19 protein-coding genes (1 of these 19 running past the window's edge) are annotated in these 23,078 nt (G+C 72.8%); 12 read left to right on the top strand and 7 right to left on the bottom strand.

Annotated features, from left to right (window positions below; all coding sequences use genetic code 11):
- Positions 1–57 precede the first annotated feature (57 nt).
- On the bottom strand, positions 58–1,488 hold the full coding sequence (locus ACQPW6_RS13055; protein WP_433889756.1) for an LCP family protein: 1,431 nt from the start codon (positions 1,486–1,488) through the stop codon (positions 58–60).
- Between the two features lie 215 nt (positions 1,489–1,703).
- The gene (locus ACQPW6_RS13050; protein WP_433889755.1) at positions 1,704–2,465 is read right to left on the bottom strand and encodes a TIGR03089 family protein; all 762 of its coding nucleotides are present in this window, start codon (positions 2,463–2,465) and stop codon (positions 1,704–1,706) included.
- 98 nt (positions 2,466–2,563) lie between these two features.
- On the opposite strand from ACQPW6_RS13050, the gene ACQPW6_RS13045 reads away from it, so the two are divergent.
- Positions 2,564–3,691: a sugar phosphate nucleotidyltransferase gene (locus ACQPW6_RS13045; RefSeq protein ID WP_433889754.1), complete on the top strand. Its 1,128-nt coding sequence runs from the start codon at positions 2,564–2,566 to the stop codon at positions 3,689–3,691.
- A 273-nt stretch (positions 3,692–3,964) separates the two neighbouring features.
- Entirely contained in the window at positions 3,965–4,954 is a 990-nt protein-coding gene (locus tag ACQPW6_RS13040; protein WP_433889753.1) for a DNA-3-methyladenine glycosylase family protein, read from the top strand.
- A gap of 286 nt (positions 4,955–5,240) precedes the next feature.
- Here the strand turns inward: ACQPW6_RS13040 and ACQPW6_RS13035 are convergent, their stop codons facing one another.
- The 4 genes from ACQPW6_RS13035 to ACQPW6_RS13020 form a co-directional block, all read right to left on the bottom strand.
- On the bottom strand, positions 5,241–5,708 hold the full coding sequence (locus tag ACQPW6_RS13035; protein ID WP_433889752.1) for a hypothetical protein: 468 nt from the start codon (positions 5,706–5,708) through the stop codon (positions 5,241–5,243).
- A 718-nt stretch (positions 5,709–6,426) separates the two neighbouring features.
- Positions 6,427–7,725, bottom strand: a complete 1,299-nt coding sequence (locus ACQPW6_RS13030) for a coenzyme F420-0:L-glutamate ligase (protein ID WP_433889751.1) — start codon at positions 7,723–7,725, stop codon at positions 6,427–6,429.
- Entirely contained in the window at positions 7,722–8,678 is a 957-nt protein-coding gene (gene cofD / locus ACQPW6_RS13025) for a 2-phospho-L-lactate transferase (RefSeq protein ID WP_433889750.1), read from the bottom strand. The genes ACQPW6_RS13030 and cofD overlap by 4 nt, the downstream gene beginning before the upstream one ends.
- A 39-nt stretch (positions 8,679–8,717) precedes the next feature.
- Positions 8,718–9,302, bottom strand: a complete 585-nt coding sequence (locus ACQPW6_RS13020; RefSeq protein ID WP_433889749.1) for a cysteine dioxygenase — start codon at positions 9,300–9,302, stop codon at positions 8,718–8,720.
- Positions 9,303–9,948: 646 nt separating this feature from the next.
- Here ACQPW6_RS13020 and ACQPW6_RS13015 point away from each other — a divergent pair.
- The 4 genes from ACQPW6_RS13015 to ACQPW6_RS13000 all read left to right on the top strand — a co-directional run bounded on the left by ACQPW6_RS13015 (position 9,949) and on the right by ACQPW6_RS13000 (position 16,880).
- Complete coding sequence (locus tag ACQPW6_RS13015) at positions 9,949–10,212, top strand: WhiB family transcriptional regulator (protein WP_031519519.1); 264 nt, start codon at positions 9,949–9,951, stop codon at positions 10,210–10,212.
- A gap of 202 nt (positions 10,213–10,414) precedes the next feature.
- Complete coding sequence (locus ACQPW6_RS13010) at positions 10,415–14,314, top strand: glycosyltransferase (RefSeq protein WP_433889748.1); 3,900 nt, start codon at positions 10,415–10,417, stop codon at positions 14,312–14,314.
- The gene (locus tag ACQPW6_RS13005) at positions 14,311–15,792 is read left to right on the top strand and encodes a DUF5719 family protein (protein WP_433889747.1); all 1,482 of its coding nucleotides are present in this window, start codon (positions 14,311–14,313) and stop codon (positions 15,790–15,792) included. Before ACQPW6_RS13010 ends, ACQPW6_RS13005 begins: the two co-directional genes overlap by 4 nt.
- A 101-nt stretch (positions 15,793–15,893) precedes the next feature.
- Entirely contained in the window at positions 15,894–16,880 is a 987-nt protein-coding gene (locus ACQPW6_RS13000) for an IS481 family transposase (protein WP_433894407.1), read from the top strand.
- Positions 16,881–16,925: 45 nt separating this feature from the next.
- Here the strand turns inward: ACQPW6_RS13000 and ACQPW6_RS12995 are convergent, their stop codons facing one another.
- Positions 16,926–17,366, bottom strand: a complete 441-nt coding sequence (locus ACQPW6_RS12995) for a metallopeptidase family protein (protein ID WP_433889746.1) — start codon at positions 17,364–17,366, stop codon at positions 16,926–16,928.
- Positions 17,367–17,683: 317 nt separating this feature from the next.
- On the opposite strand from ACQPW6_RS12995, the gene ACQPW6_RS12990 reads away from it, so the two are divergent.
- The 6 genes from ACQPW6_RS12990 to ahcY form a co-directional block, all read left to right on the top strand.
- A complete protein-coding gene (locus tag ACQPW6_RS12990) occupies positions 17,684–18,106 on the top strand; it encodes a DUF3499 domain-containing protein (protein ID WP_433894519.1) in 423 nt (140 codons plus the stop codon).
- Between the two features lie 202 nt (positions 18,107–18,308).
- On the top strand, positions 18,309–18,488 hold the full coding sequence (locus tag ACQPW6_RS12985) for a Trm112 family protein (protein WP_433889745.1): 180 nt from the start codon (positions 18,309–18,311) through the stop codon (positions 18,486–18,488).
- 46 nt (positions 18,489–18,534) lie between these two features.
- Positions 18,535–19,704: an SIS domain-containing protein gene (locus ACQPW6_RS12980; RefSeq protein WP_433889744.1), complete on the top strand. Its 1,170-nt coding sequence runs from the start codon at positions 18,535–18,537 to the stop codon at positions 19,702–19,704.
- Positions 19,705–19,709: 5 nt separating this feature from the next.
- Positions 19,710–20,915 carry a mannose-6-phosphate isomerase, class I gene (gene manA, locus ACQPW6_RS12975; protein WP_433889743.1) on the top strand — a complete coding sequence of 402 codons (1,206 nt, stop codon included), beginning with the start codon at positions 19,710–19,712 and terminating at the stop codon, positions 20,913–20,915.
- Positions 20,916–21,008: 93 nt separating this feature from the next.
- Entirely contained in the window at positions 21,009–21,968 is a 960-nt protein-coding gene (locus ACQPW6_RS12970) for a cation diffusion facilitator family transporter (RefSeq protein ID WP_433889742.1), read from the top strand.
- 235 nt (positions 21,969–22,203) lie between these two features.
- Positions 22,204–23,078, top strand: the 5' portion of a protein-coding gene (gene ahcY, locus ACQPW6_RS12965; protein WP_433889741.1) for an adenosylhomocysteinase. It continues 577 nt past the right edge of the window; 875 of the gene's 1,452 nt are visible here — the first part of the coding sequence; its start codon is at positions 22,204–22,206; its stop codon lies beyond the right edge, outside the window.

Below are 23,078 nucleotides of genomic sequence, written 5' to 3'. Positions count from 1 at the left end.
GTAGGGACAAATGCCTGAATATCGGCTCTGCGCTCGATCGATGCCCGGGGGAGCGGTTCAGTTTTTGTCGCAGATGTCCCGATCCGCGGTCGTCCCGTGGTACGTCGGCGCCGTACTCGGGGAGGCCGTGGAGCTGCCGCTCGCATCCGGTGAGGGCTTGGCACCGCTGTCACCGGACGAGCTGTCGGGCGCCACCGCGACCGGCCGGTCCTCGCGCAGCGTCGTGAACAGGCCGTCGGCGTCGGGCTGGATGAGCTGGTCGCGGTTGTGGTCGTTGACGTACGGCTCCTGCGGCACGGTCAGGAAGTGCACCGCCCCGGTCGGCGTCTTCTGCAGGCTGTGCACGAGGTCGTACAGCTCGTTCAGCGAGTCCAGCCCCGGGTCGGCGGTCAGCGACGACGTGGCCGCCGACAGCAGCGGGTACAGCTTCACCGGATTGAGCAGCACGCCGTTGCTGCGCACCTTCTTGATCAACGAGGCCAGGAAATCCTGCTGCCGCTCCATCCGCTGGGTGTCGCTGCCGTCGCCGATGCTCTCCCGGGCCCGTACGAAGCCCAGCGCCTGGGCCCCGTTGAGCTTCTGCTTGCCCGCGGGCAGGTCGAGCTGCGCGTCGATGTCGTGCACCGGCTCCTTCAGGCAGACGTCCACGCCGCCGATGGCGTTGACCATCTTCTTGAAGCCGGCGAAGTCCACGATCAGGTGGTGGTCGATGCGGATGTGCGTCATGTTCTCGACCGTGCGGATGGTGCAGGCGGCGCCGCCGAACTGGAACGCCCAGTTGAACTGCTCGAACGTCGCCTTGACGGTGTGCCCGTCCGGTGCCTGGCACTCCGGCACGTGCGTCATCAGGTCGCGCGGGATGCTCATCGCCGTGGCGCTGCTGCGGTCGGCCGACAGGTGCAGCAGGATCGTGGTGTCCGAGCGCTGGGTGCCGGTGTCGTGGCCGTACTGCTCGTTGCCGGAGCCGCGGTTGTCCGAGCCGATGAGCAGCACGTTCTCGGCCTTGGTCGGCCCCTCGGTGGGCCGCTCCGACTCGTGGACCTTCAGCTGGGTCTCGGTGGCGGTGTCGGTGGTGATGTTCCCGTTGAGCTGCTCGTAGACGTACCAGAGGCCGCCGCCGCCGATGAGGACGACGACGGCGGTGCATATCGCGGCGATGCGGAGGCCGCGGTGGCGGCGGCGGGGCTTTTTCGGGGCGCCGAGCTCGTCGGGACGCTCGGCGGGGTCGCCGGGGGCCGGATCACCGGGGGCCGGTGCTTCGGCGTTTCCGGCGGCGGCTTCGGCCGTGTCCGCGGGCTCGTCGGGGGCCGGCTCCGGTTCCGGGTCGGGCTCGGCGGCCGGTTCGGCGGCCGGTTCGGCGTCGGGTCCTGGCGTCGGCTCCGGGGCCGCCTCAGGGGCTGATTCCGAGGCTGCTTCCGGAGCCGCGTCGCCGTCCGCCTCGCGCTCTGCGTCGCCGTCCCCGTGCGGTGGCCCTGCTGGCGTGGTCACGTGCCCGTCCCTCGGTAGGTCCTGTCGGCCACCGCGCGCGAGTCCTCCCCCGCCGTGTGCCGATCGCCGTTCGCCGGGGAGCGGGGCACGAATGCCCTACCGGCAATCGTTCAGACAGTCGAAAGGACAACTTGGTTGCCTCGGACACCAATTCTGCTCGCCCGAGCTTCTCCGGGGGCCGCCGGGGCGCCGGAGCGGGTGGGACGGCGGTCGACCTAGGCGGTGTGGGTGACCCGTTCCGCGTCCTGGCGGCGGGCCAGCTGGTCGGCCGGCAGCCGGTCCAGATGCCGGCACAGGACCACCGACGCGTCCGCGGCCAGCGGGGCCAGGAGCCCCGCCGCGAGCCCGTCCCAGCCGTCGAAGGGCAGCCCGGACAGCAGCCGCGACCCGGGTACGAGGCCCAGGCCGGCCGCCGAGGCGCGGGCCCGTGCCACCACCTCACCGCCGGCCAGTACGCCGCCGCCGTCGGGAAGTTCCAGCGCGGGCGCGTCCGGGCCGACCGGCTCGTACGGCACGAAGCGGTCGCCCTGGCTCGGCACCTCGACCGCGTAGTCGGCGAACCCGGCCGGCGGCGTCGGGAACCGTCCGCCCAGCGGCCGCAGCGCGAGCGCCATCCGCTCGCCCTTGCAGGTCAGCGCCGCGTCCAGCGTGTCGGGGCCGCTCACCACCAGGTCCGCGCCCGCCGGGTCGCCGCCGGGCGCCACCAGCACGCCGGTGGAGAAGCCGGCCAGCAGCCAGACCGCCGTCTGCCAGTGCGCGGGCAGCAGCAGCGCGAGCCGGTCGCCGGGCTGCGCGCCCAGCTCCTCCTGGAGCAGATTCGCGGTCTTGGCCACCCAGTTGGAAAAAGTGGCGACCGACAGCTCAACCCTTTCGCCCGTCTCGTCATCATAGAAAGTGACCAGCGGGCGACCGGGGTCGGCGCGGAGCGCGGCGGCGAGAAGTCCTGCGGGGGTGCCGGTTTCGGCGGTGGGCGTCACATCTGCCAGGCTACCGGCGAGATCCGGTGGCGTGGCGCGGCGGACGAACCGTCAAGTCCCGAATACGCTGCTTACCCGGTTATGGAACTATCATTCCCATGCGCGCACAATCTGCCACCGTCGCCGGTGTGGAGAGTCCTCCGGCGACCGAAGCCATCCTCCTGGTCGGAGGCAAGGGCACCCGGCTGCGACCGCTCACCGTCCACACGCCCAAGCCGATGATCCCGGCGGCCGGCGTGCCGTTCCTCACCCACCAGCTGGCCCGCGCCAAGGCCGCCGGCATCGAGCACGTGGTGCTCGCCACCTCCTACCTGGCCGAGGTCTTCGAGCCGCACTTCGGCGACGGCTCGGAGCTCGGCCTGCACCTGGAGTACGTCACCGAGACCGACCCGCTCGGCACCGGCGGCGCCCTGCGCAACGTCGTGCACCGGCTGCACTCCGCGCCCGGCGAACCCGTCCTGGTCTTCAACGGCGACATCCTCACCGGCCTCGACATCCGCGAACTCGTCGGCACCCACCGCAGGACCGGCGCCGACGTCTCGCTGCACCTCACCAGGGTCGAGGACCCGCGGGCGTTCGGCCTGGTGCCGACCGACGCCGACGGGCGGGTCACCGCGTTCCTGGAGAAGCCGCAGACCCCGGAGGAGATCGTCACCGACCAGATCAACGCGGGCGCGTACGTCTTCACCCGCTCCGTCCTCGACACGATCCCGGCCGGCCGCCCGGTCTCCGTCGAACGCGAGACGTTCCCCGGCCTGCTCGCGGCCGGCGCGCACCTGCAGGGCATGGTCGACTCCACGTACTGGCTCGACCTCGGCACCCCGCAGGCGTTCGTGCGCGGCTCCGCCGACCTCGTCCTCGGCCGCGCCCCCTCACCCGCCGTGCCCGGCCGGCACGGCGAACACCTCGCCCTGCCCGGGGCCGACATCGCCCCGGACGCCAAACTCAGCGGCGGCAGCTGCGTCTCCGCCGGCGCGGCCATCGGCGGCGGCGCCCGGATCGACGGCAGCACGGTGCTGGCCGGCGCCGTGGTCGAACCCGGCGCCGTGGTCCGCAACTCCCTGGTCGGGGCGGGCGCCCGGGTCGGCGCGCGGACCGTGCTTGACGGTGCGGTGGTCGGCGACGGGGCGGAGGTCGGCGCGGACAACGAGCTGCTGCACGGGGTGCGGGTGTGGTGCGGGGCGCGGATTCCGGCGGGGAGTGTGCGGTTCTCGTCGGATCAGTGAGGCGTTTCTTTTTGCGGGCGGTTGGGGGGCGCGCCGGCCGGGCGCGGGGGCCGGTTTGATGGGAGTGGCCGGGGCGCGGGCTGGGTTTCGGGGCGCGCGGACCGGGGCTGATGTGGGCGCCCGGGGCGCGCCTGGGTGGTCGTCGGTGCGTGGCCCGGTTTGCTGCCGGGAGCCGCTGGGCTCGGTCGGCGCGTCTGGATGGCTGTCGGTACCGCCGGTCCGGTGTTGGCGGGCGGGTGCCGCGGAGCCCGGGGTGGGCGGTAGCCTCGCCGGGTGCCGTACCCCGCCCGTTCGCGACCGCCGCTGCCTCTGCCGGCGCCGCGCAGCCCTACCGCCGACGGCGCGGGGCCGGCGCCCGCCCGTAGCCGCTCGTGGATCCCCGACGGGCCGCTCGACGTACGGCGCACCCTCTACCCGTTGCGCCGCGGGCCGGGCGACCCGGCGTTCCGGATCACCCGCGACGGCACGGTCTGGCGGGCCGGCCGCACCCCCGCCGGCCCCGGCACCCTGCGGCTCACCGGCAGCCCGGCCGCGATCGAGGGCCACGCCTGGGGCCCCGGCGCCGAGTGGCTGCTCGACGCGCTGCCCGCGCTGCTCGGCGCGCACGACGACCCGTCCGCGTTCGTCCCCCGGCACCGCCTCGTGCACACCGCGCACCGCCGTAACCCCGGACTGCGGCTGGCCCGCACCGGCCTGGTGCTCGAATCCCTGATCCCGTCCATCCTCGAACAGAAGGTCACGACGGGGGAGGCGTACCAGGCGTGGCGGACGCTGGTGCTCAAATACGGCGACCCCGCCCCCGGCCCGGGCCCCGACCTCGGCCGGATGGCCGTCATGCCCGACGCCCGCGGCTGGTCCCTGATCCCGTCCTGGGACTGGCACGCGGCCGGCGTCGACGGCAAACGCGCCGCCACCGTTCTGCGGGCCGCCCGGCTCGGCCCGCGACTCGACGCTCTGACCCGCCTGAGCGCGACGGAGGCGGCGGCGCGGTTGCAGGTCGTACCCGGGATCGGGCCGTGGACGGCGGCGGAGACGGTGCAGCGCAGTCACGGGGCGGCGGACGCGGTGACGGTCGGGGACCTGCACCTTCCGCATCGGATCGGGTTCGCGCTGACCGGGGCGAGGCGGTCGGACGACGAGACGATGCTTTCGCTTTTGTCGCCGTATGCGGGGCAGCGGCACCGGGCCGCGCGTCTCATCCTTCTGGGGGCGCCCAGTCCGCCGCGGCACGGGCCTCGGCTGGCGCCGAACGTGCAGCCGTAGGTGGCGGCGGTGCGGTTCGTTTTCACGGCTGGGCGCCGTGCCTGCCGTTTTTCCCACCCGCCCACCCGTGCGAGTGCGTCCTTGGGTGCACGTCTTGTGGTGGGTGGGGTCAGGGCCGGCCCGGGGCACCTCCTCGGGCTGATCACGGCACCGGGGTGAATTGGTTGCCCCCATGTCGTTCACAGCCCTGCGGGGGCACCCCGGACCGTCCCCTCCCGGGTCCGTCGGCGGCTTGAGGCCGCGGGGGGTGATCGGTGGGCGGCGGGGGTGCGTTGTCGGGTGCCGGTTACTGATCGGGGGTGGGGGAGAGGTGCGCCCGAATCCGCTCCAGGCGGTGGACCGCGCGCCGTTGAGAGAGCACAAGAAGGACGGCCAACACGGCGAGTGCCAGCCAAATAGTGCCTGCCGGCTCGTCACCTGTCGCGACGGAGGTGCTTCCCAAGAGCACGTAGAGGCAGACCAGTACGGGCGGCGACCAGCGTCCCTGGCGGATCCACTTGAGCTGCCGCTGGGTGAGGATGGTCATCGCCAGGCGTGCCTTCGGATCCACGGGCAGGCGTTCCTTGCGCATTCGACGTGCGATCACCGGAATCTGCCGCCGGCTGAGACCGGTCTCATCAGTGATCTGCCGCTGCACATGCCGGGCCGCGAACTGCAACGCGAGGAATACCCCGGCCCAGATGACAGCGCCGCCCACAGCCAAGTACACGTCTCCCCACACGACGGCGAACGCGGCGATCACGGCGACACTCACGAGAAGAGCCAACCCGGCCCTCACCCACGACCGGTCGTACCACCGCCCCTCACCCCGCCAGTCCACCTCACTGGCCCTGTTGCTGAGCGCGTGTCCACTCATCGTGCCCCCTGGGAGTACAAGACCGAACCCTTGCCGACCGCCTACCCCCACTCCCCAGAGTCAACAAGTCACCCACCACCCCAGCCACCCACCGATCACCCCCTCGCGGCCTCAAGCCGCCATTCGGCCTGGGAGGGGACGGTCCGGGGTGCCCCCGCAGGGCTGCGAACAACATGAGGCGAACGATTTACCCCGGATGCGTGAACAGCCCGAGGAGGTGCCCCGGGCCGGCACCGACCCCCACCCACCAGAAGACCCGCACCTAAGGACGCACTCGCACGGGCGGGCGGGTGGGAAAAAACGGCAGGCACGACGCCCAGCCGTGAAAACGCAACGGCACCGCCCACCGGGGCGGAAACCCCACCGGTGGCAACCGGAAGCGAACCACCACTTCCCACCACCCAAAGCTCGGAAGCGTGACGGCTCCACCTACCGGGGGTAGATCCACCGCCTCCCCCACCCACCCCGCGAAGCCGCCGCCTCCCCCGCCCACCCGGAATCCGGGGCACGGGCGGAGCCCGGAAGCGTGACGGCTCCACCTACCGGAAGCGAACCACCGCCTCCCCCACCCACCTCGCGAAGCCGCCTCCCCCGCCCACCCGGGGCCCGGGAAGCGTCAGCGGACGGCGATGAAGGGCGCCGGGGCCCGTTCTGACCGCGCCGGAGGCGGGGTGGCGGCGCGGCCGATGGCCACCGCTCCCATCGGGTCCCACTCCTCCGGGAGTGAGAGAACGTCCCGCACCGCCTCGCGGCAGAACATCGTCGAGGACACCCACGCCGACCCCAACTGCTCCCCGGCCAGGCCCACCAGGAAGTTCTGAACGCCCGCCCCCATCGCCACCACGAACATCTCCCGCTCCGCGGCAGCCCGCCGCCCGTCGGGATACTGGTGCGCGCCGGAGGCGACAAGGCAGGGCACCACCAGGTAAGGCGCCCGCCGCAGCACATCGCCGCGGCGCAGCCGCTTCGCCACGCTCTCCTCGGAGAAGCCGTCCCGCCGCAGGTCCGCCGCCCAGGCGTCCCGCATCGCGTCGAGCAACCGGGTCCGTGCCTCAGCGGATTCGAGCAGCACGAACCGCCACGGAGTGGTGTGGTGCGGGGCCGGCGCGGTGACGGCGAGGGCGACGGCGCGGCGGACCGCGGCCGGGTCCACCGGCTCGTCGGTGAACTCGCGCACGGTGCGCCGCTGCGTGACCGCCTCCCTGATCGCCTCGGACGCCCCGAGCCGGAACATGTCGTCGGCGGCCCGCCGCACCAGCGCGCGGGCGCCGGCGTCGGCCTGCTCCTGGTGCACGAGGTGGGAAAGCCCGCGGGCGACGGCGACCGGTGTCCCGGTCGCCTTGCCCTTCACCAGGTCGCCGGCGGCGGCCAGTTCGTCGGCGAGCGCGGTGACGGTGGCGCTGAGCAGATTGCCGTGCGCGTCCCGCCCGCCGCGCAGGTCGTCCAGGACGTGCACGCCGGCCGCGCCGATCGCCACGTCGGTGAGCCCCTCGCGCCACGGCCGGCCGAACGTGTCGGTGACGATGACGCCGACCTGGACGCCGAGCAGTTCGCGCAGGCCGTCGCGGATCCGCCGGGCGGAGTCGTCGGGGTTCTCCGGCAGCAGCAGCACCGTGCCGGGCGGGGTGTTGGACGCGTCGACGCCCGCCGCGGCCATCACGAAGCCGTGCCGGGTCTCCACGATCCGGGTCGGCCCGCGCCGGGCGACCAGCCGGACGGCCTCCGCGTCGATCGCGGCCTCCCGGTCGTCGGCCTGGACGATCCGGCCCTCCGCCTTGCTGACGATCTTGGAGGTGACGAGCAGGATGTCGCCGTCGGCGAGCCCGGCCCCGGTGGCCGCGATGAGCTTGGCGATGTCCGCGCCGGGCTGCACCTCGCCGATCCCGTCGAGGCCGAACATCTCGAAGCCCGTCATACCCTGACCTCCTCGGCGAGGGTGAGCGCTTCGCGGGCCATCTGGGCGGTGGCCTCGGGGCCGTCCATCAGCAGCGGGATGGCCCGGCAGCGGATGCCGGCCGCCTCGACCTCGGGCACCGAGCCGGCGTCCACCGTGTCCACCAGCCAGCCGTCGAGCAGCCCGGAACCGTAGTGGGTGGCCACGGCGCCGGCCGTGGACTCGACGCCGACCGCGGCCAGCACCTTGTCGGCCATGCCGCGGACCGGGGCGTCGCCGATGATCGGCGAGAGGCCGACGACCGGCACCCCGGCGTCGGCGATGGCCTCGCGCACCCCGGGCACCGCCAGGATGGTGCCGATGCTGACCACCGGGTTGGACGGCGGGAAGAGGATGACGTCCGCGGAGCCGATGGCCTCCAGGACGCCGGGCGCGGGCTTGGCGGCCTCCGCGCCGACCGGCACCACGGCGTGCGCGGTGACCGCGGCGCGCAGCCGTACCCAGTACTCCTGGAAGTGGATGGCCTTGCGCTCGCCGTCGATCTCGACCAGGACGTGGGTCTCCACCCGGTCGTCGGACATCGGGATCAGCCGCACGCCGGGGTTCCAGCGGGCGCAGAGCGCCTCGGTGACCGCGCTGAGCGGATACCCGGCGCCGAGCATCTGGGTGCGCACGATGTGGGTGGCGAAGTCGCGGTCGCCCAACCCGAACCACTCCGGACCGACGCCGTACGCGGCGAGTTCCTCCTTCACCGCGAAGGTCTCGCCGGCCCGTCCCCAGCCCTGTTCCTCGTGGATGCCGCCGCCGAGGGTGTACATCACGGTGTCGAGGTCGGGGCAGACCTTGAGCCCGAACAGATGGATGTCGTCTCCGGTGTTGCCGATGACGGTGATGTCCGCCTCCGGCGCCGCTGTCTTGAGGCCGCGCAGAAAGCGCGCCCCTCCGATTCCTCCGGCCAGAACCACGATTCGCATGGGCCCCAGTCTGTCAGCCCGCCGTCCGGTGCCGGGCGGCTACCTCCTGGTCGGGGCCAGGGCTTCGGACGCGGTACGGGCACGGTCGGCCGGAGTGCACGCGTGCGGCGTCATCTCGGTCAGACCCGGGAAGTAGACGTGCAGGCTGACCGCCGGTTCCAGGGTGTCGTTGATCACTTCGTGCACGTATCCGGGCGCGAACACGCGCTGGTGCCCCGCGCCGAGCACCCGGCCGGTCTCGGCAGCGCCGCTGAGATCGACCGCGCCGGCGGAACCGGCCGCGCCGACGGGACCGGCCGACGGCCGCCGGACCAGCGACCGTTCACGCAGCGCGCCGCTCAGCACGGTGAGCACGCCGGACGAACGCCCGTGGTCGTGCAGCCCGCTGCTCTGGCCGGGCAGCCAGCTCAGCAGCCACACCTCGTATCCGGGGCCGGTCTGCAGGCGGGCATACCAGCGGGTGGTGGCGTCATAACGCACCAGCGGGGCCCACCGCGCGGGGTTCGCGGCGATGGAGCGGGAGAGTCCGGAGAACTCCGCGACTGTGCCGGGGTGTTGCGGCACCGGGGGGAGCAGGTGGGGCAGGGCGAGCGGGTCACCGGCGATGGAGACGTCGGAGTACATGAAGGGTGTGTTCCTCGGGATGCGCGAGTGGTGGAGGTGCCAGGACCGTGACAGGGCCCTGAACAAGGGGACTCAGCGGCAGCGACAGGAACAACAACAGCTCTGCGCGAGCGCGACGCAGCGGGACTCGCGGTTGCGGGTCCGGAAGGGCGCGTGGTGCTCGGCGTACATGAGGCCAAGCAGATCGTTCAGGCCGGTGCTTGTCAACTCGATGTCCGGTATGTCGCACCACATTCACCTGTTCCGGCCACGTTGGTTGCTGAAAGGTTTGTGCGCAGATGTGTGCGGATAAGTGGAGCGGCAACCGTGCACCTCGCATTCCGTTTACCGAGCATCCGATGGTGTGTTTTTGTGATCGGAATGTGATCTACGGCGCTTCAGTCGAACGTGCGGAACGCAGCGCGTTCCCGCAGCGTCTGACGAAGTGTGAACGGTTGACCGACGGGACCATGGTTGACGGATGACAGCCTTTAGGCCGATATCAACACTTTCTGTCACCTCTTGGTTCAGCGGAGTGAATAACGGACCCAATAGCAGATCTCGGCTTGACTGGCCCGGATCGGCGCACTTGTAATTTCACTCGTGTCGTTCAGCCGCACAAGGTGACGGCAGGATCACGGGGAAGCACGACAGACGAGGGGCGCGCATGACCGAGCAGTTCCAGTTGCTGCTGGCCGAAGAGGCCGACGAGGAACTCGGCTGGCAGGAGCGTGCGCTGTGTGCGCAGACCGACCCGGAGTCGTTCTTCCCCGAAAAGGGCGGTTCCACGCGTGAGGCGAAGAAGGTCTGCCTTGCCTGTGAAGTCCGTTCCGACTGCCTGGAGTACGCCCTCGCCAACGACGAACGCTTCGGCATCTGGGGCGGCCTGTCCGAGCGCGAGCGCCGGCGGCTGAAGAAAGGTGTCGTCTAGGCACCCCGCCGACCGCCCCGCCGGCCGCCGTACAGCCCGCTTTCCGTGCCCGCAGGCACGGGCGGCGGGCTGCCGTTGTTCTCACACCAGGACGGTGGTTCCGGATTGAGCCGTTAGTGTGGGGGGCCGTCCGAGACGCGAGCCCGCACATGAGCGGGCTCATGCGTCCACCGCAGTCCAGCGAACCGGGGCCCGAACCTCGATGTCCGTGAACAGCCCAGCTCCGGCCGCCCACCAGGCCGGCACCCCTGAGTTCCCGCGCCATGTCGTCACCGCCGTGCTGGTCGCGCACGACGGCGCGCGCTGGCTGCCCAAAACGCTCGCCGGCCTGCTCGCCCAGGACCGCCCGGTCCAGGACGTGATCGCCGCCGACACCGGCAGCGCGGACGACTCGGCACGACTGCTCGCCGACTCCCTCGGCGACCAGCGGGTGCTGCACCTGGCCCGCAGGACCGGCTTCGGCGCAGCTGTCGAGGAGGCCGCCCGGACCGCCGTGCCGATGACCGCGGACCAGCTGCCCTACCTGGAGCGCCGCAGCGGCTGGGACCCGGCCAGCCGCACCTGGAACGACGACGTCTACGACGAGCCGCAGCGCCCGCACGGCGACCCGGTGCACTGGCTGTGGCTGCTGCACGACGACAGCGAGCCCGACCCCGGCGCGCTCGGCGCACTGCTGCGCACGGTGGAGGCCCAGGAGCTGGCCGCGCACCCGGCCGCCGTCGTCGGCCCCAAGCTGCGCAGCTGGTTCGACCGCCGCCAACTGCTTGAGGTCGGCGTGACGATCGCCCGCAGCGGCCGGCGCTGGACCGGTCTCGAGCGCCGCGAGCAGGACCAGGGCCAGCACGACCAGGTGCGCTCGGTGCTCTCGGTGTCCTCGGCGGGCATGCTGGTGCGCCGCGACGTGTGGGAGGAGCTGGGCGGCTTCGACCGCCGGCTGCCCCTGATGCGCGACGACGTCGACTTCTGCTGGCGCGCCCAGGCCGCCGGCCACGCGGTCGTCATCGCGCCCGACGCCATGATGTGGCACGCCGAGGCGGCCTCCCGAGAGCGACGCCCCGTCGACTGCGCCGGCCGCTCCGCGGTCAACCCGCACCGGGTGGACAAGTCCGGCGCCGTCTACACCCTGCTGGCCAACACCCGCGGCCCGATGCTGCCCTACGTCGCCGTGCGGATCGTCGTCGGCACCCTGCTGCGCACCCTGGCCTACCTCGTCGGCAAGGTGCCCGGCCAGGCCGTGGACGAGATCGTCGGCCTGGCCGCCGTCCTGCTGCGCCCAGGACGGCTGCTGAGCGCCCGCCGCAGACGCGGACGCGGTTCGGTCACCCCGGCCGAACTGCGCCCGCTCTTCCCGCCGCCCGGCGCGACCGTGCGGGCCACCGTCGAGCAGGTGGTCAGCAACATCGCCGGCCGCGCCGACGCCGCCACGGCCGCCGCCGGACGGCACGGCGGAGCCGTCGAGTCCGGCCCGGGCGACGAGGACGGCGACTTCCTGGAGGTCGAGCAGTTCGCCCGGCTCAAGCGGATCGCCCGCAAGCCGGGACCGGTGCTCTTCGCGGTCCTGCTGCTCGTCTCGCTGATCGCCTGCCGCTCACTGATCGGCGGCGGCGCCCTGTCCGGCGGCGCGCTGCTGCCCGCCGACCCGGGCGCGTCCGACCTGTGGGCGCGCTACGCGGGCTCCTGGCACGCGCTGGGCACCGGCGGCACCCAGTCGGCGCCGCCCTACCTCGCCGTACTCGGCCTCTTCGCCACCGTGCTGTTCGGCTCCACCAGCCTGACGCTCACCTTGCTGCTGGTCGCCTCCGTGCCGCTGGCCGGCGTCACCGCCTACTTCGCCTCCCGCCCGCTCGTGGAGTCGCGGCTGCTGCGCGCCTGGGCGTCGGTCGCCTACGCGTTCCTGCCGGCCGCCACCGGCGCGCTGGCCTCCGGACGGCTCGGCACCGCCGTGCTGGCCATCCTGCTGCCGCTGATGGCCCGCGCCGCCGCCGGCACCGCCGGCCTGCAACTCAGCGACTCCGCGGTGGAACGCGGCGCCCGCCCCGGCTGGCGGTCCACCTGGGCACTGGCCCTGATGCTCACCTTCACCACCGCGTTCACCCCGGTCACCTGGCCGATCGCGCTGGTGCTCGCCGTGGTCACCATCGGCTGGCGGCTGGTGAACGGCCAGCAGCAGCTGCTGGTCCCGCATCTGCTGCGGTTCTCCGCGCTGATCCTCACACCGCTGGTGCTGCTCGCCCCCTGGTCGCTGACGCTGCTCAGCCACCCCGGCCGGATGCTGCGCGAGGCCGGAATCCCGTACGGCGGCACCAAGGCGGCGTCCGGCCTCGACCTGCTGCTGCTCAGCCCCGGCGGACCCAAGGCGTCCGGCGGCCTGCTGCTCGTCGGCCTGGTGCTCGCCGCGCTCGCCGCCACCATGCGCGATTCGCGCCGCCGGGCGGTCATCGCCGCCTGGGCCGCCGCCGCGACCGGGCTGCTCTTCGCCGTCGTGGAGAACGGCAAGGCGTGGGCGGGACCGGCCACCCTTGTGTACGGCATCGCCCTGCTGGCCGCCGCGGTGGTCGGCGCGGAGGACGCCAAGGAGCGGATCGCCGCCAGCGGCTTCGGCTGGCGGCAGCCGGTGGCCGGCCTGATCGCGGTCGCCGCGGTGGCCGCCCCGCTGCTCGCGGCCTTCACCTGGATCGCCGACGGCGCCGACGGCCCGATCAAGCGGCAGAACGCGCAGCAGGTGCCGCCGTTCGTCGCGGAGGAGAGCGTCAGCGGCGACCAACCGCGCACCCTTGTGCTGGACGGCACCGAACGGCACGTGTCCTACGCCCTTGTGCGCGGTAGCGGTGCCTATCTGGGCGACGCGGAACTCGCCGCAGAGGCGCCGCACGACGGAGCCCTGGACGACATCGTCGCCAACCTTGTCGCGGGTTCGGGCGCCGACCAGGGCAGCCGGCTGGCCGGCTACGCCGTCCGCTACATCCTGGCGCAGAAGGGCACACCCGCCTCCATGGGCGCGGTACTCGACAGCACCCCGGGGCTGTCCCGGGTCAGCCAGGCCGACGGCAGCGAGCTGTGGCGGGTGGACCAGCCCGTCTCCCGGGTGACGATCACCAGCAAGGGCGCGCAGCCGGTAGGGGTCGACTCGGGACGCGTCGAGGCACACACCAAGGTGCCGGCCGGACCGTCGGGCCGGGTGCTGCGGATGGCCGACTCCGCCGCCGCCGGCTGGCACGCCACCCTGGACGGCGCCCCGCTCACCTCCGTCAAGGTGGACGGCTGGGCGCAGGGCTTCGAACTGCCGCCCGCGGGGGGCCGGCTGGACGTCACCTTCAAGGAGCCGGTCTCGCACATCGGCTGGCTCGGCGCGCAGGCCGTCCTCCTGCTCGTCGTGGTGGTCCTGGCGCTGCCCGGCCGCCGCAAGGAGATCGACGACGACCTGCCGGAGGCAGAGGGCGCGGTCGCCGCCGAGATCCCCGCCCAGGCGAGCGGCGAGGGCCGCAGGGCCCGCCGCCTCCAGGCCGCCGCCGACGCGGAGGCCGCAGCTGCCGGTGAGACGGCCGACGACGCGTCGGAGCAGCCCGCTCCCGACGACCCGGGCGCCGAGACCGCGCAGCCCCCGTACGAGCCCGCGGCAGCCCCGTACGACCCCGAGCAGGGCGGCTACGACGAGCAGGGCGGCTACGACCCGTACGCCGTCCCCGGGGCGGCCGGCGAGCAGCAGCCGTACTACGGCGGCTACCCCGACCAGCAGCAGGACCCGGCCGCGCCCGCCCAGGACCCCGACTACGCCGGCCAGACCGGGCAGTGGGAGCAGCAGCCGTATCCCGCCGACCCGGGGACCTACGAGCAGCAGCCCACCGGTTACGGCGAGGGCTACGGGTACGTGCCGCAGCAGCCGGGCTACGACCCCTACGCGACGACCGGCCACGACGAGACGGCCGCGGGCTACGGCAGCGGGTCCGATTACGCAGAACCCGGCTACCCGGCGCCCGGCTACGGGGAGCAGCAGCCCTACGCCGACCCGGCCGGCTACCAGGACCCGGCGGCCTACGGCGACCCCGCCGCTTACCAGCAGCAAGAAGGCGACCAGCGCCGCGACGGGAGCGACCAGCAGTGAACCGCAGCACGATCTCCCTGGCCGGCGCCGTCGCCGCGCTCGTCGTCCTGACCGGCGCCGCCTCGCTGACCGGCGGCGGCGACTCCAAGGCCGCCGACTCCGCGCCCTCCCTCCGGCTGCCGGTGCAGCGCAGCACCCTGCTGTGCCCGTCGCCCTCGTCGTCGGAGTTCGCGGCCACCACCTATACGTCGTTCACGCCGACCGGCACAGTTGCGGGGAGCAAGGCCCCCGACCCGACGGCGCCGGGCAGCGCACAGTTGGTGCCGGCCGTGGCCAAGGGCAAGGCGTTCGCGCCTTTGAAGACGCCCGGCAAACCCGCCGCCTATGCGACGGACAAGGCCGACGCGCCCGCGCTGATCGGCACCGCCGACGGGCAGCTCGCCCCCGGCTGGACCGTGCAGCAGACCACCGTCGTGGACTCGGGCCCCGGCCGCGGTGTGCTCGGCACCTCGTGCGTGGCGCCGGGCGGCGACTTCTGGTTCCCCGGCGCGAGCACCGCCGCCGGCCGCACCGACTACCTGCACCTGGTCAACCCCGATGACACCCCCGCGGTGGTGGACATCTCGATGTACGACAAGTCCGGTCTGCTGAAGGCGTCCACCGGTGACGGCATCACGGTGCCGGGCCGCAGCTCCAAGCCCGTCCTGCTGTCCACCCTGGTCGCCGACAAGGACGCCGACCTCACCGTGCACGTGGTCGCGCGTAGCGGACGGGTGGGCGCCGACGTCCAGGTCACCGACAGCAAGCTCGGCACCGACTGGCTGCCGCCGGTCTCCGCGCCGGCCACCTCCCTGGTGCTGCCGGGCATCCCGTCCGATGCCACGGACGTACGACTGGTGACGTACGCGACCGGATCGGATGACGCCGACCTCACCCTGAAGCTGGCCACCTCCACCGGTCTCATCACCCCGGCCGGCCACGAGACGCTGCACGTCAAGAGCGGGATGACCACCGCGGTCGACCTCGGGGACATCACCAAGGGCGACGCCGGATCGCTGATCATCGGGTCGAGCAGCGCGCACAGCGCCGCCCCGGTGATCGCCGCGCTGCGCGTCACCCGCGGCAAGGGCGCCAACCAGGAGATCGCGTTCCTGCCGGCGACCGCGCAGATCGCCACCAGGGCCACCGTCGCCGACAACCGCCCCAAGGCGTCGATCCTGTCGCTGACGGCCACCGGCAAGGCCGCCACGGTGAAGGTCACCTCGTCGGCGGGCGCGACCGGCGGCACAGCGGCCACCAGGACCGTCACCGTCAAGGCCGGCTCGACGCTGGCCCTGCAGCCGCCGCCCCCCGCCGAGGGCAAGGGCAACTTCGCGGTGACCGTGGAACCGCTGTCGGGCGGCCCGGTCTACGCCTCGCGCATGCTGCTGCTGAGCAAGGGCGGGGTGCCGATGTTCACCATCCAGCCGATGCCGGACGACCAGTCGTCGGTCTCGGTGCCCGAGGCCGGCGCCGACCTGGCGATCCTGAACCGCTAGGTGTATTGATCACGAGCGTTGTTGACACGTGTCGGGCTTGATCATGGCGAAGACCTCCGATGCAGTGGAGCTGTCTAGGACTGCACCGCATGGAGGTCTTCGTGTCCCACCGTAATGCCCGGCTGACCGTTCACGGCAGACGGCTGCTGGTTCAGCGGGTCGATGCCGGCCGGCCTGTGGCTCATGTGGCAGCCGAGATGGGAATCTCCCGGGCAACGGGCTACAAGTGGGTGAAGCGGTGGCGGGACGAGGGTGAGGCGGGTCTGGCCGACCGGCCGAGCAGACCCCGCACCACGCCGCACCGGACTGAGCCGGCTATCGAAGTGCGCGTGTGCGAATTGCGCCGGGAACGCAAGCTCGGGCCCGCCCGGATCGGCCCGGTCCTCGGCCTGCCGACATCGACGGTGCACCGGATCCTGACCCGGCACGGCCTGAACCGGCTGGCCTGGATGGACCGTCCGACCGGCACGGTGATCCGCCGCTACGAGCGGGACCGGCCGGGCGAGCTGGTCCACATCGACATCAAGAAACTCGGGAACATTCCCGACGGTGGCGGCCACCGCGTCATGGACCGCCAGGCCGGCGAGGCGAACCGCCAGGCCACCACACCCGCCCGCAGCCCCTCCGGCACCCCGAAGATCGGTTACAGCTTCATCCACACCGCCGTCGACGACCACTCCCGCCTGGCCTACAGCGAGATCCTGGGCGACGAGCGGAAAGAGACCGCCGTGGCCTTCTGGCAGCGGGCCCAGGCGTTCTACACCGGCCACGGGATCACCGTCGAGCGTGTCCTGACCGACAACGGCTCCTGCTACAAATCCCACGCCTGGCGCGACGCCCTGACCGCGGCCGGGATCACCCACAAACGAACCCGGCCCTACCGGCCCCAGACCAACGGGAAAGTAGAACGCTTCAACCGCACCCTGCTCGACGAATGGGCCTACCTCAAGCCCTACGCCAGCAACACCGAACGCACCGAAGCCTTCGCACCCTTCCTGCACGCTTACAACTACCATCGCTGCCACACCGCACTCGGAGGACAACCCCCGATCAGCCGTGTCAACAACCCTGCGGGTCAATACAGCTAGGGCGCATCCCGCCCGGACTGCCGAGGTTCCGGCAGCCCTGCGCGGTCAGTCCTCGCCGTACTTCGGGTCCACGTTCTCGGGGGAGAGGCCCAGCAGCTCGGCGACCTGCTCGACCACCACCTCGTGGACGAGCAGCGCCCGCTCGTCGCGGCTCTTGGCGCGGATCTCCACCGGGCGGCGGTAGACCACGATCCGGCTGGGCCGGTCCTTGGCCGCGCCGATCAGCCGGCCCAGCGGCACCTGGTCGCCGTCGTCGGGCACGTCCTGCGGCCAGGGCACCTCCTGGACGGCGAACTCCACGTCGGCCAGCTGCGGCCAGCGCCGCTCCAGCCGGTCGGCGGCGTCGCGCACCAGATCGTCGAAGGCGTCCGAGCGGCTGACCGAGAGCGGCACCTGCGGGGGCGCGACAGGCCCGCGCATCCCGCGCCCGTGGCGATCGCGGTGGCGCGGACGTGGTGCGGAAGGAGGCGGAGCCGGGCTGTCCATCAGCGGTGAGCCTAGTCCCCGGATCGGACACGTGAAGGTGAGCCGCCGTTTCCGGGCGGCCGTGTCGGGCCAGGTGCCCCCGCCGGAACGGTTCCGCACGGGCCACCGGCCCCGGGCGCCGGGAGCTTCGATCGCATCAAGCCACAGAGGTGACGGAAACGCGCCACCTGGCGACCGGCAGCCATCGGCGGCCGAAACCGGCCACTCCGTGTTACTTCCGGTACGTCACACCAGGGACGAGGAGAACCACCCAGCTCAGCGCCCTGGCGGCGGATTTCCGCCACCTCGCGCTCACCCGGACGACACGACCGGGTGAGCTGACGGAGAGTCGTCGCAGCCCGCTCAAGAGTGCGGTACCGTCCAACATCGTGAGCCCTGTACGTCGTTGTTCGCGCACTGCCTGCGGCCGGCCCGCCGTCGCGACGCTGACGTACGTCTACGCGGACTCCACCGCCGTGCTCGGCCCGCTCGCCACCTACGCCGAACCGCACTGCTACGACCTGTGCTCTGAGCACTCCGAGCGGCTGACCGCCCCGCGCGGCTGGGAAGTCGTACGGCTGGCGACGGACACCGGCCCGGTACGGCCGAGCGGCGACGACCTCGAAGCCCTCGCCAACGCCGTCCGCGAGGCCGCCCGCCCGCAGCAGCGGCAGCCGTCAGGCCCCGGGCGGCGCGACATCGACCCGCTCGAAGTGGCCCGCCGCGGCCACCTGCGGGTGCTGCGCTCACCCGAGTCGTAGAGCCCCCTCTTCACGCGGCCCCCTCCGGTCGTCCGGTGGTTATCCACAGGCCAGGACCCGCAGCTGCCATGCGTGAGGCCGCACGGCGATAGGCTGAGGGCGCGGACACAGACACCCACCGGCCCCGTGGGCGCCCACCGCTCGCAGTCACCCGCCGGCCGCCGCAGGACCGGCGCCAGCAGAACGTCCGGAGGACACCGCCATGCCGCTCGTCGAACCCAGCCTGCTGGAGATCCTCGCCTGCCCGGCGTGCCACGCCCCGCTGCGCGAGGAGGCCGACGCCGCCGAACTCGTCTGCACCTCCGACAGCTGCGGACTGGCCTACCCGGTGCGCGACGAGATCCCCGTCCTCCTCGTGGACGAGGCCCGCCGCCCGGCCTGATCAGCCCGATCAGGACCGCACCCCGACACCCGACCGGGAGGTCGCGTTGTTCGACGAGTCGCTGCTTGAGGACCCGGATGCCCTCGCCGCAGCCGACAGCCACGGGCTGCTGCGCGGCGCCGCCGCCGCGGGCGCCAGGGTCCGCACCGCGCTGCGCCTCGCCGAGGAGGCCGGAGTCAACGAGGTGCGGCCGGAGGGCCGGCCGCGCACCGTGATCATCGCCGCCGCCGGCACCGACGCCGTGGCCGCCGCCGACATGCTCGCCGCACTGGGCGCCGGCAGCTGCCCCGTACAGATGCTGACCCCGACCGGGCCCACCGCGCAGCAGTCGCACTGGACCCTGCCGGGCTGGGCCGGGCCGCTCGACCTGCTGCTGCTCCTCACCCCGCAGGGCACCGAGCAGGGCCTGACCGACCTGGTCGAGCAGGCGTACCGGCGCGGCTGCACCGCCGTGGCGGTCACCCCGCCCAAGGCGCCGCTGGCCGAGGCCGTCGCCCAGGTCCGCGGCATGGCCCTGCCGTTCGCCGCCCTGAACGGCAACGGCGGCGGTTACGGCTACGGCGACCGCTACGGTGACGGCGCCGCCGAGGCCGGCGAGCCCGCCGACGACACCGGAGCCTTCTGGGCGCTGCTCACCCCGCTGCTCGCGGTCGCCGACCGGGTCGGGCTGCTCAGCGCCCCCACCACCGCGCTGTACGCCGTCGCCGACCGGCTCGACGAGGTCGCCGCCCGCTGCGGGCCGGCCATCGCCACCTACACCAACCCGGCCAAGACGCTCGCCGCCGAACTCGACGACGCCCTCCCGCTGCTGTGGAGCCAGGGCCGGGTCGCCGGCGCCGCAGGCCGCCGCTTCGCCTCGGTGCTCGCCGGCCGGGCCGCCCGCCCCGCGCTCTGCGCCGAACTGCCCGCCGCGCTCACCGCCCACGGCCCCCTGCAGGCCGGCCCGCACGAACAGGGCGCCGACCCCGACGACTTCTTCCGCGACCGCGTCGAGGAGTCCCCGGGGCTGCGGCTGCGCATCGTGCTGCTCCAGGAGGCCGCCGACCAGCCGGGATCGGCCGCGCCCGCCGCCCGCGAGCAGGCGTACTCCCACGACACCCCGCTGAGCGAGATCGCCGCCACCGCCGCCGACCCGCTGGACATCGCGGCCGAACTGCTCGCCCTCGTGGATTTCGCCGCCGTCTACCTGGCGGTCGCTTCGACCGAGAGATCATGACCCGTATGAACCGCCTGATCAACACCATCCGCCCCTACGCCTGGGGATCGACCACCGCCATCCCCGAACTCCTCGGTGCCGAGCCCACCGGCGAACCCCAGGCCGAACTGTGGATGGGCGCCCACCCCGGCGCCCCCTCCCGGATCGACCGCGGCGCGGGCCCGGTCGCCCTCGACGCCGTCATCGACGCCGACCCGGCCGCCGAACTCGGCGACGCCGCCGTCAAGCGCTTCGGCCCCCGGCTGCCGTTCCTGCTCAAGGTGCTGGCCGCCGGCACACCGCTGTCGGTGCAGGTGCACCCCGACCTCGCCCAGGCCAAGGCCGGCTTCGCCGACGAGGAGGCCCGCGGAGTGCCGCTGGACGCCGGCTTCCGCAACTACAAGGACGCCAACCACAAGCCCGAGATGCTGGTGGCGCTCACCCCGTTCGACGGGCTGTGCGGATTCCGCCGCCCCGCCGAGGCCGCCGAACTCATCGACGCGCTCGGCGTCCACGCCCTCGCCCCCTACGCCGACATCCTGCGCGCCCAGCCCGAGGACCAGGCGCTGCGCGAGGTGCTGGCCGCGGTACTCGGCGCCGACCCCGAGGCGATGGCCGCCACCGTCGACGAGGCCGCCCAGGCCGCCGAGCGGCTGGCCGGCACCCCCGGCACCCCGTTCGCCGCCGACTACGCCGCCTACGCCAAGGCCGCCCACAGCTTCCCCGGGGACCGCGGCATCATCGCCGCGATGCTGCTCAACTACGTACGGCTGCAACCCGGTGAGGCCCTCTACCTCGGCGCCGGAGTCCCGCACGCCTACCTCGGCGGCGGCCTCGGCGTCGAGATCATGGCCAACTCCGACAACGTGCTGCGCTGCGGCCTCACCCCCAAACACATCGACGTACCCGAACTCCTGCGCGTCGTCCGGTTCGAATCCGGCGACCCCGGCGTGCTGCGCCCGGAAGCCGGCGCCGACGGCGAGGAGCTCTACGCCGCCCCGATCGACGAGTTCCGGTTGTCCCGGCACGTGCTGGCCCCCGGCGCCGACCCGCGCCCGCTGGACGCACGCACTCCGCAGATCCTGCTGTGCACCGACGGCCGGATCGCCGTGCGCTCCGCCGCCGGCGACACCCTCGACCTCGACCGCGGCCAGTCCGGCTACCTCCCGGCAGGCGAACGCGCCGAACTCACCGGCGACGGCACCGTCTTCCGCGCCACGATGACGGCCTGACGCACCCCCCGCCGAGCGGGCTGCGACAATGTCCGTCCGCAACGCCGGTAAAGGCGTGGTAAATCCGGGCCGACGGAAGGACACCCACCAGCTATGAGCACGTCAGGCGGGACCAGGGCGATTGTCGCGGCGCTCAGCGCCAACCTCGCCATCGCCGCGGCGAAGTTCGTGGCGTTCGCGTTCAGCGGCTCGTCGTCGATGCTCGCCGAGGGCGTGCACTCCCTCGCGGACTCCGGCAACCAGGGCCTGCTGCTCATCGGCGGCAAGAAGGCCAAGCGCGCCGCCACCGAGGAGCACCCGTTCGGCTACGGGCGCGAACGCTATATCTACGCCTTCCTCGTCTCGATCGTCCTCTTCTCCGTCGGCGGCATGTTCGCCCTCTACGAGGGCTACGAGAAGGTGCGGCACCCGCACGCCATCGACCACTGGTACTGGCCGGTCGGTGTCCTGATCTTCGCGATCCTCGCCGAGGGCTCCTCCTTCCGCACCGCCGTCAAAGAGTCCAACCACACCAGGGCCGGACGGTCCTGGCCCGAGTTCATCCGCCGCGCCAAGGCACCCGAACTGCCCGTCGTCCTGCTGGAGGACTTCGGCGCCCTGATCGGCCTGGCGCTCGCCCTGATCGGCGTCGGCCTCGCGCTCGCCACCGACGACGGAGTCTGGGACGGCGTCGGCACCCTGTGCATCGGCACCCTGCTGATCACCATCGCCCTCGTCCTCGCCGTGGAGACCAAGTCCCTGCTGCTCGGCGAGAGCGCCGGCCCCGAATCGCTGACCCGGATCCGCGACGCCGTCGTGGACGGCGACACCGTCACCGGCATCATCCACATGCGCACCCTGCACCTCGGCCCCGAGGAGCTGCTCGTCGCCGCCAAGATCGCCGTCCAGCACGACGACACCGCCGCAGAGATCGCCCGCGCCATCGACGCCGCCGAGGAGCGCATCCGCGCGGCCGAGCCGTTCGCCCGCGTCATCTACCTCGAACCCGACGTCTACAGCGCCGCCGCCGCGGCGGCGGGCTCCGACCCCGACCAGTCGCCCGGCGGCCGTTGAGGAACGCGCACTGGGGCTGACAAGCCGTCCGGTGTAGATTCGTTCCTAGCCAGACGTCGCTGCTGATGGCGGTCGGGCGGTCGCCGCACGATGACCGGCCGAGGGAGAGAGGGCCTCCGACGGATTGCGCTGCCGCAGGGGGAGAGGTGTGTCCACGCCAGGACCCACCCACAGCCGTCTGCCGGCCGCGCCCCAGAACCGTCCGCCTCGAACTCAATCCCGAGGAGCAGCCAGAATGACCACTACCGCCACCGACTTCAAGGTCGCGGACCTCTCCCTTGCCGCCTTCGGCCGCAAGGAGATCACCCTCGCCGAGCACGAGATGCCCGGTCTGATGTCGCTCCGCGAGGAGTACGCCGCCGCCCAGCCGCTGGCCGGCGCGCGCGTCACCGGCTCGCTGCACATGACCGTGCAGACGGCCGTCCTCATCGAGACCCTCACCGCGCTCGGCGCGGAGGTCCGCTGGGCCTCCTGCAACATCTTCTCCACCCAGGACCACGCCGCCGCGGCCATCGCCGTAGGCCCCGACGGAACCCCGGACGACCCCAAGGGCGTCCCGGTCTTCGCCTGGAAGGGCGAGAGCCTCGAAGAGTACTGGTGGTGCACGGAACAGGCGCTGACCTGGCCCAACACTCCCACCGGCGGCCCCAACATGATCCTGGACGACGGTGGCGACGCCACCATGCTCGTCCACAAGGGCGTCGAGTTCGAGAAGGCCGGCTCCGTACCGGACCCGGCCACCGCCGACAGCGAGGAGTACAGCCACGTCCTGCGGCTGCTCACCCGCACCGTCGCCGAGTCCCCGCAGAAGTGGACGCAGGCGTCCTCGGAGATCCGCGGCGTGACCGAGGAGACCACCACCGGCGTCCACCGCCTGTACGAGATGCAGCAGGAAGGCTCGCTGCTCTTCCCGGCGATCAACGTCAACGACGCGGTCACCAAGTCGAAGTTCGACAACAAGTACGGCTGCCGGCACTCCCTCATCGACGGCATCAACCGCGCCACCGACGTCCTGATCGGCGGCAAGGTCGCCGTCGTCTGCGGCTACGGCGACGTCGGCAAGGGCTGCGCGGAGTCGCTGCGCGGCCAGGGCGCCCGGGTGATCATCAC

The sequence above is a fragment of the Streptomyces sp. CA-111067 genome (assembly GCF_050956065.1).
Taxonomy (GTDB): Bacteria; Actinomycetota; Actinomycetes; order Streptomycetales; family Streptomycetaceae; genus Actinacidiphila.
The sequence above is the reverse complement of the archived record's forward strand: the minus strand, read 5'-3'. Positions and strand labels throughout refer to the sequence as shown.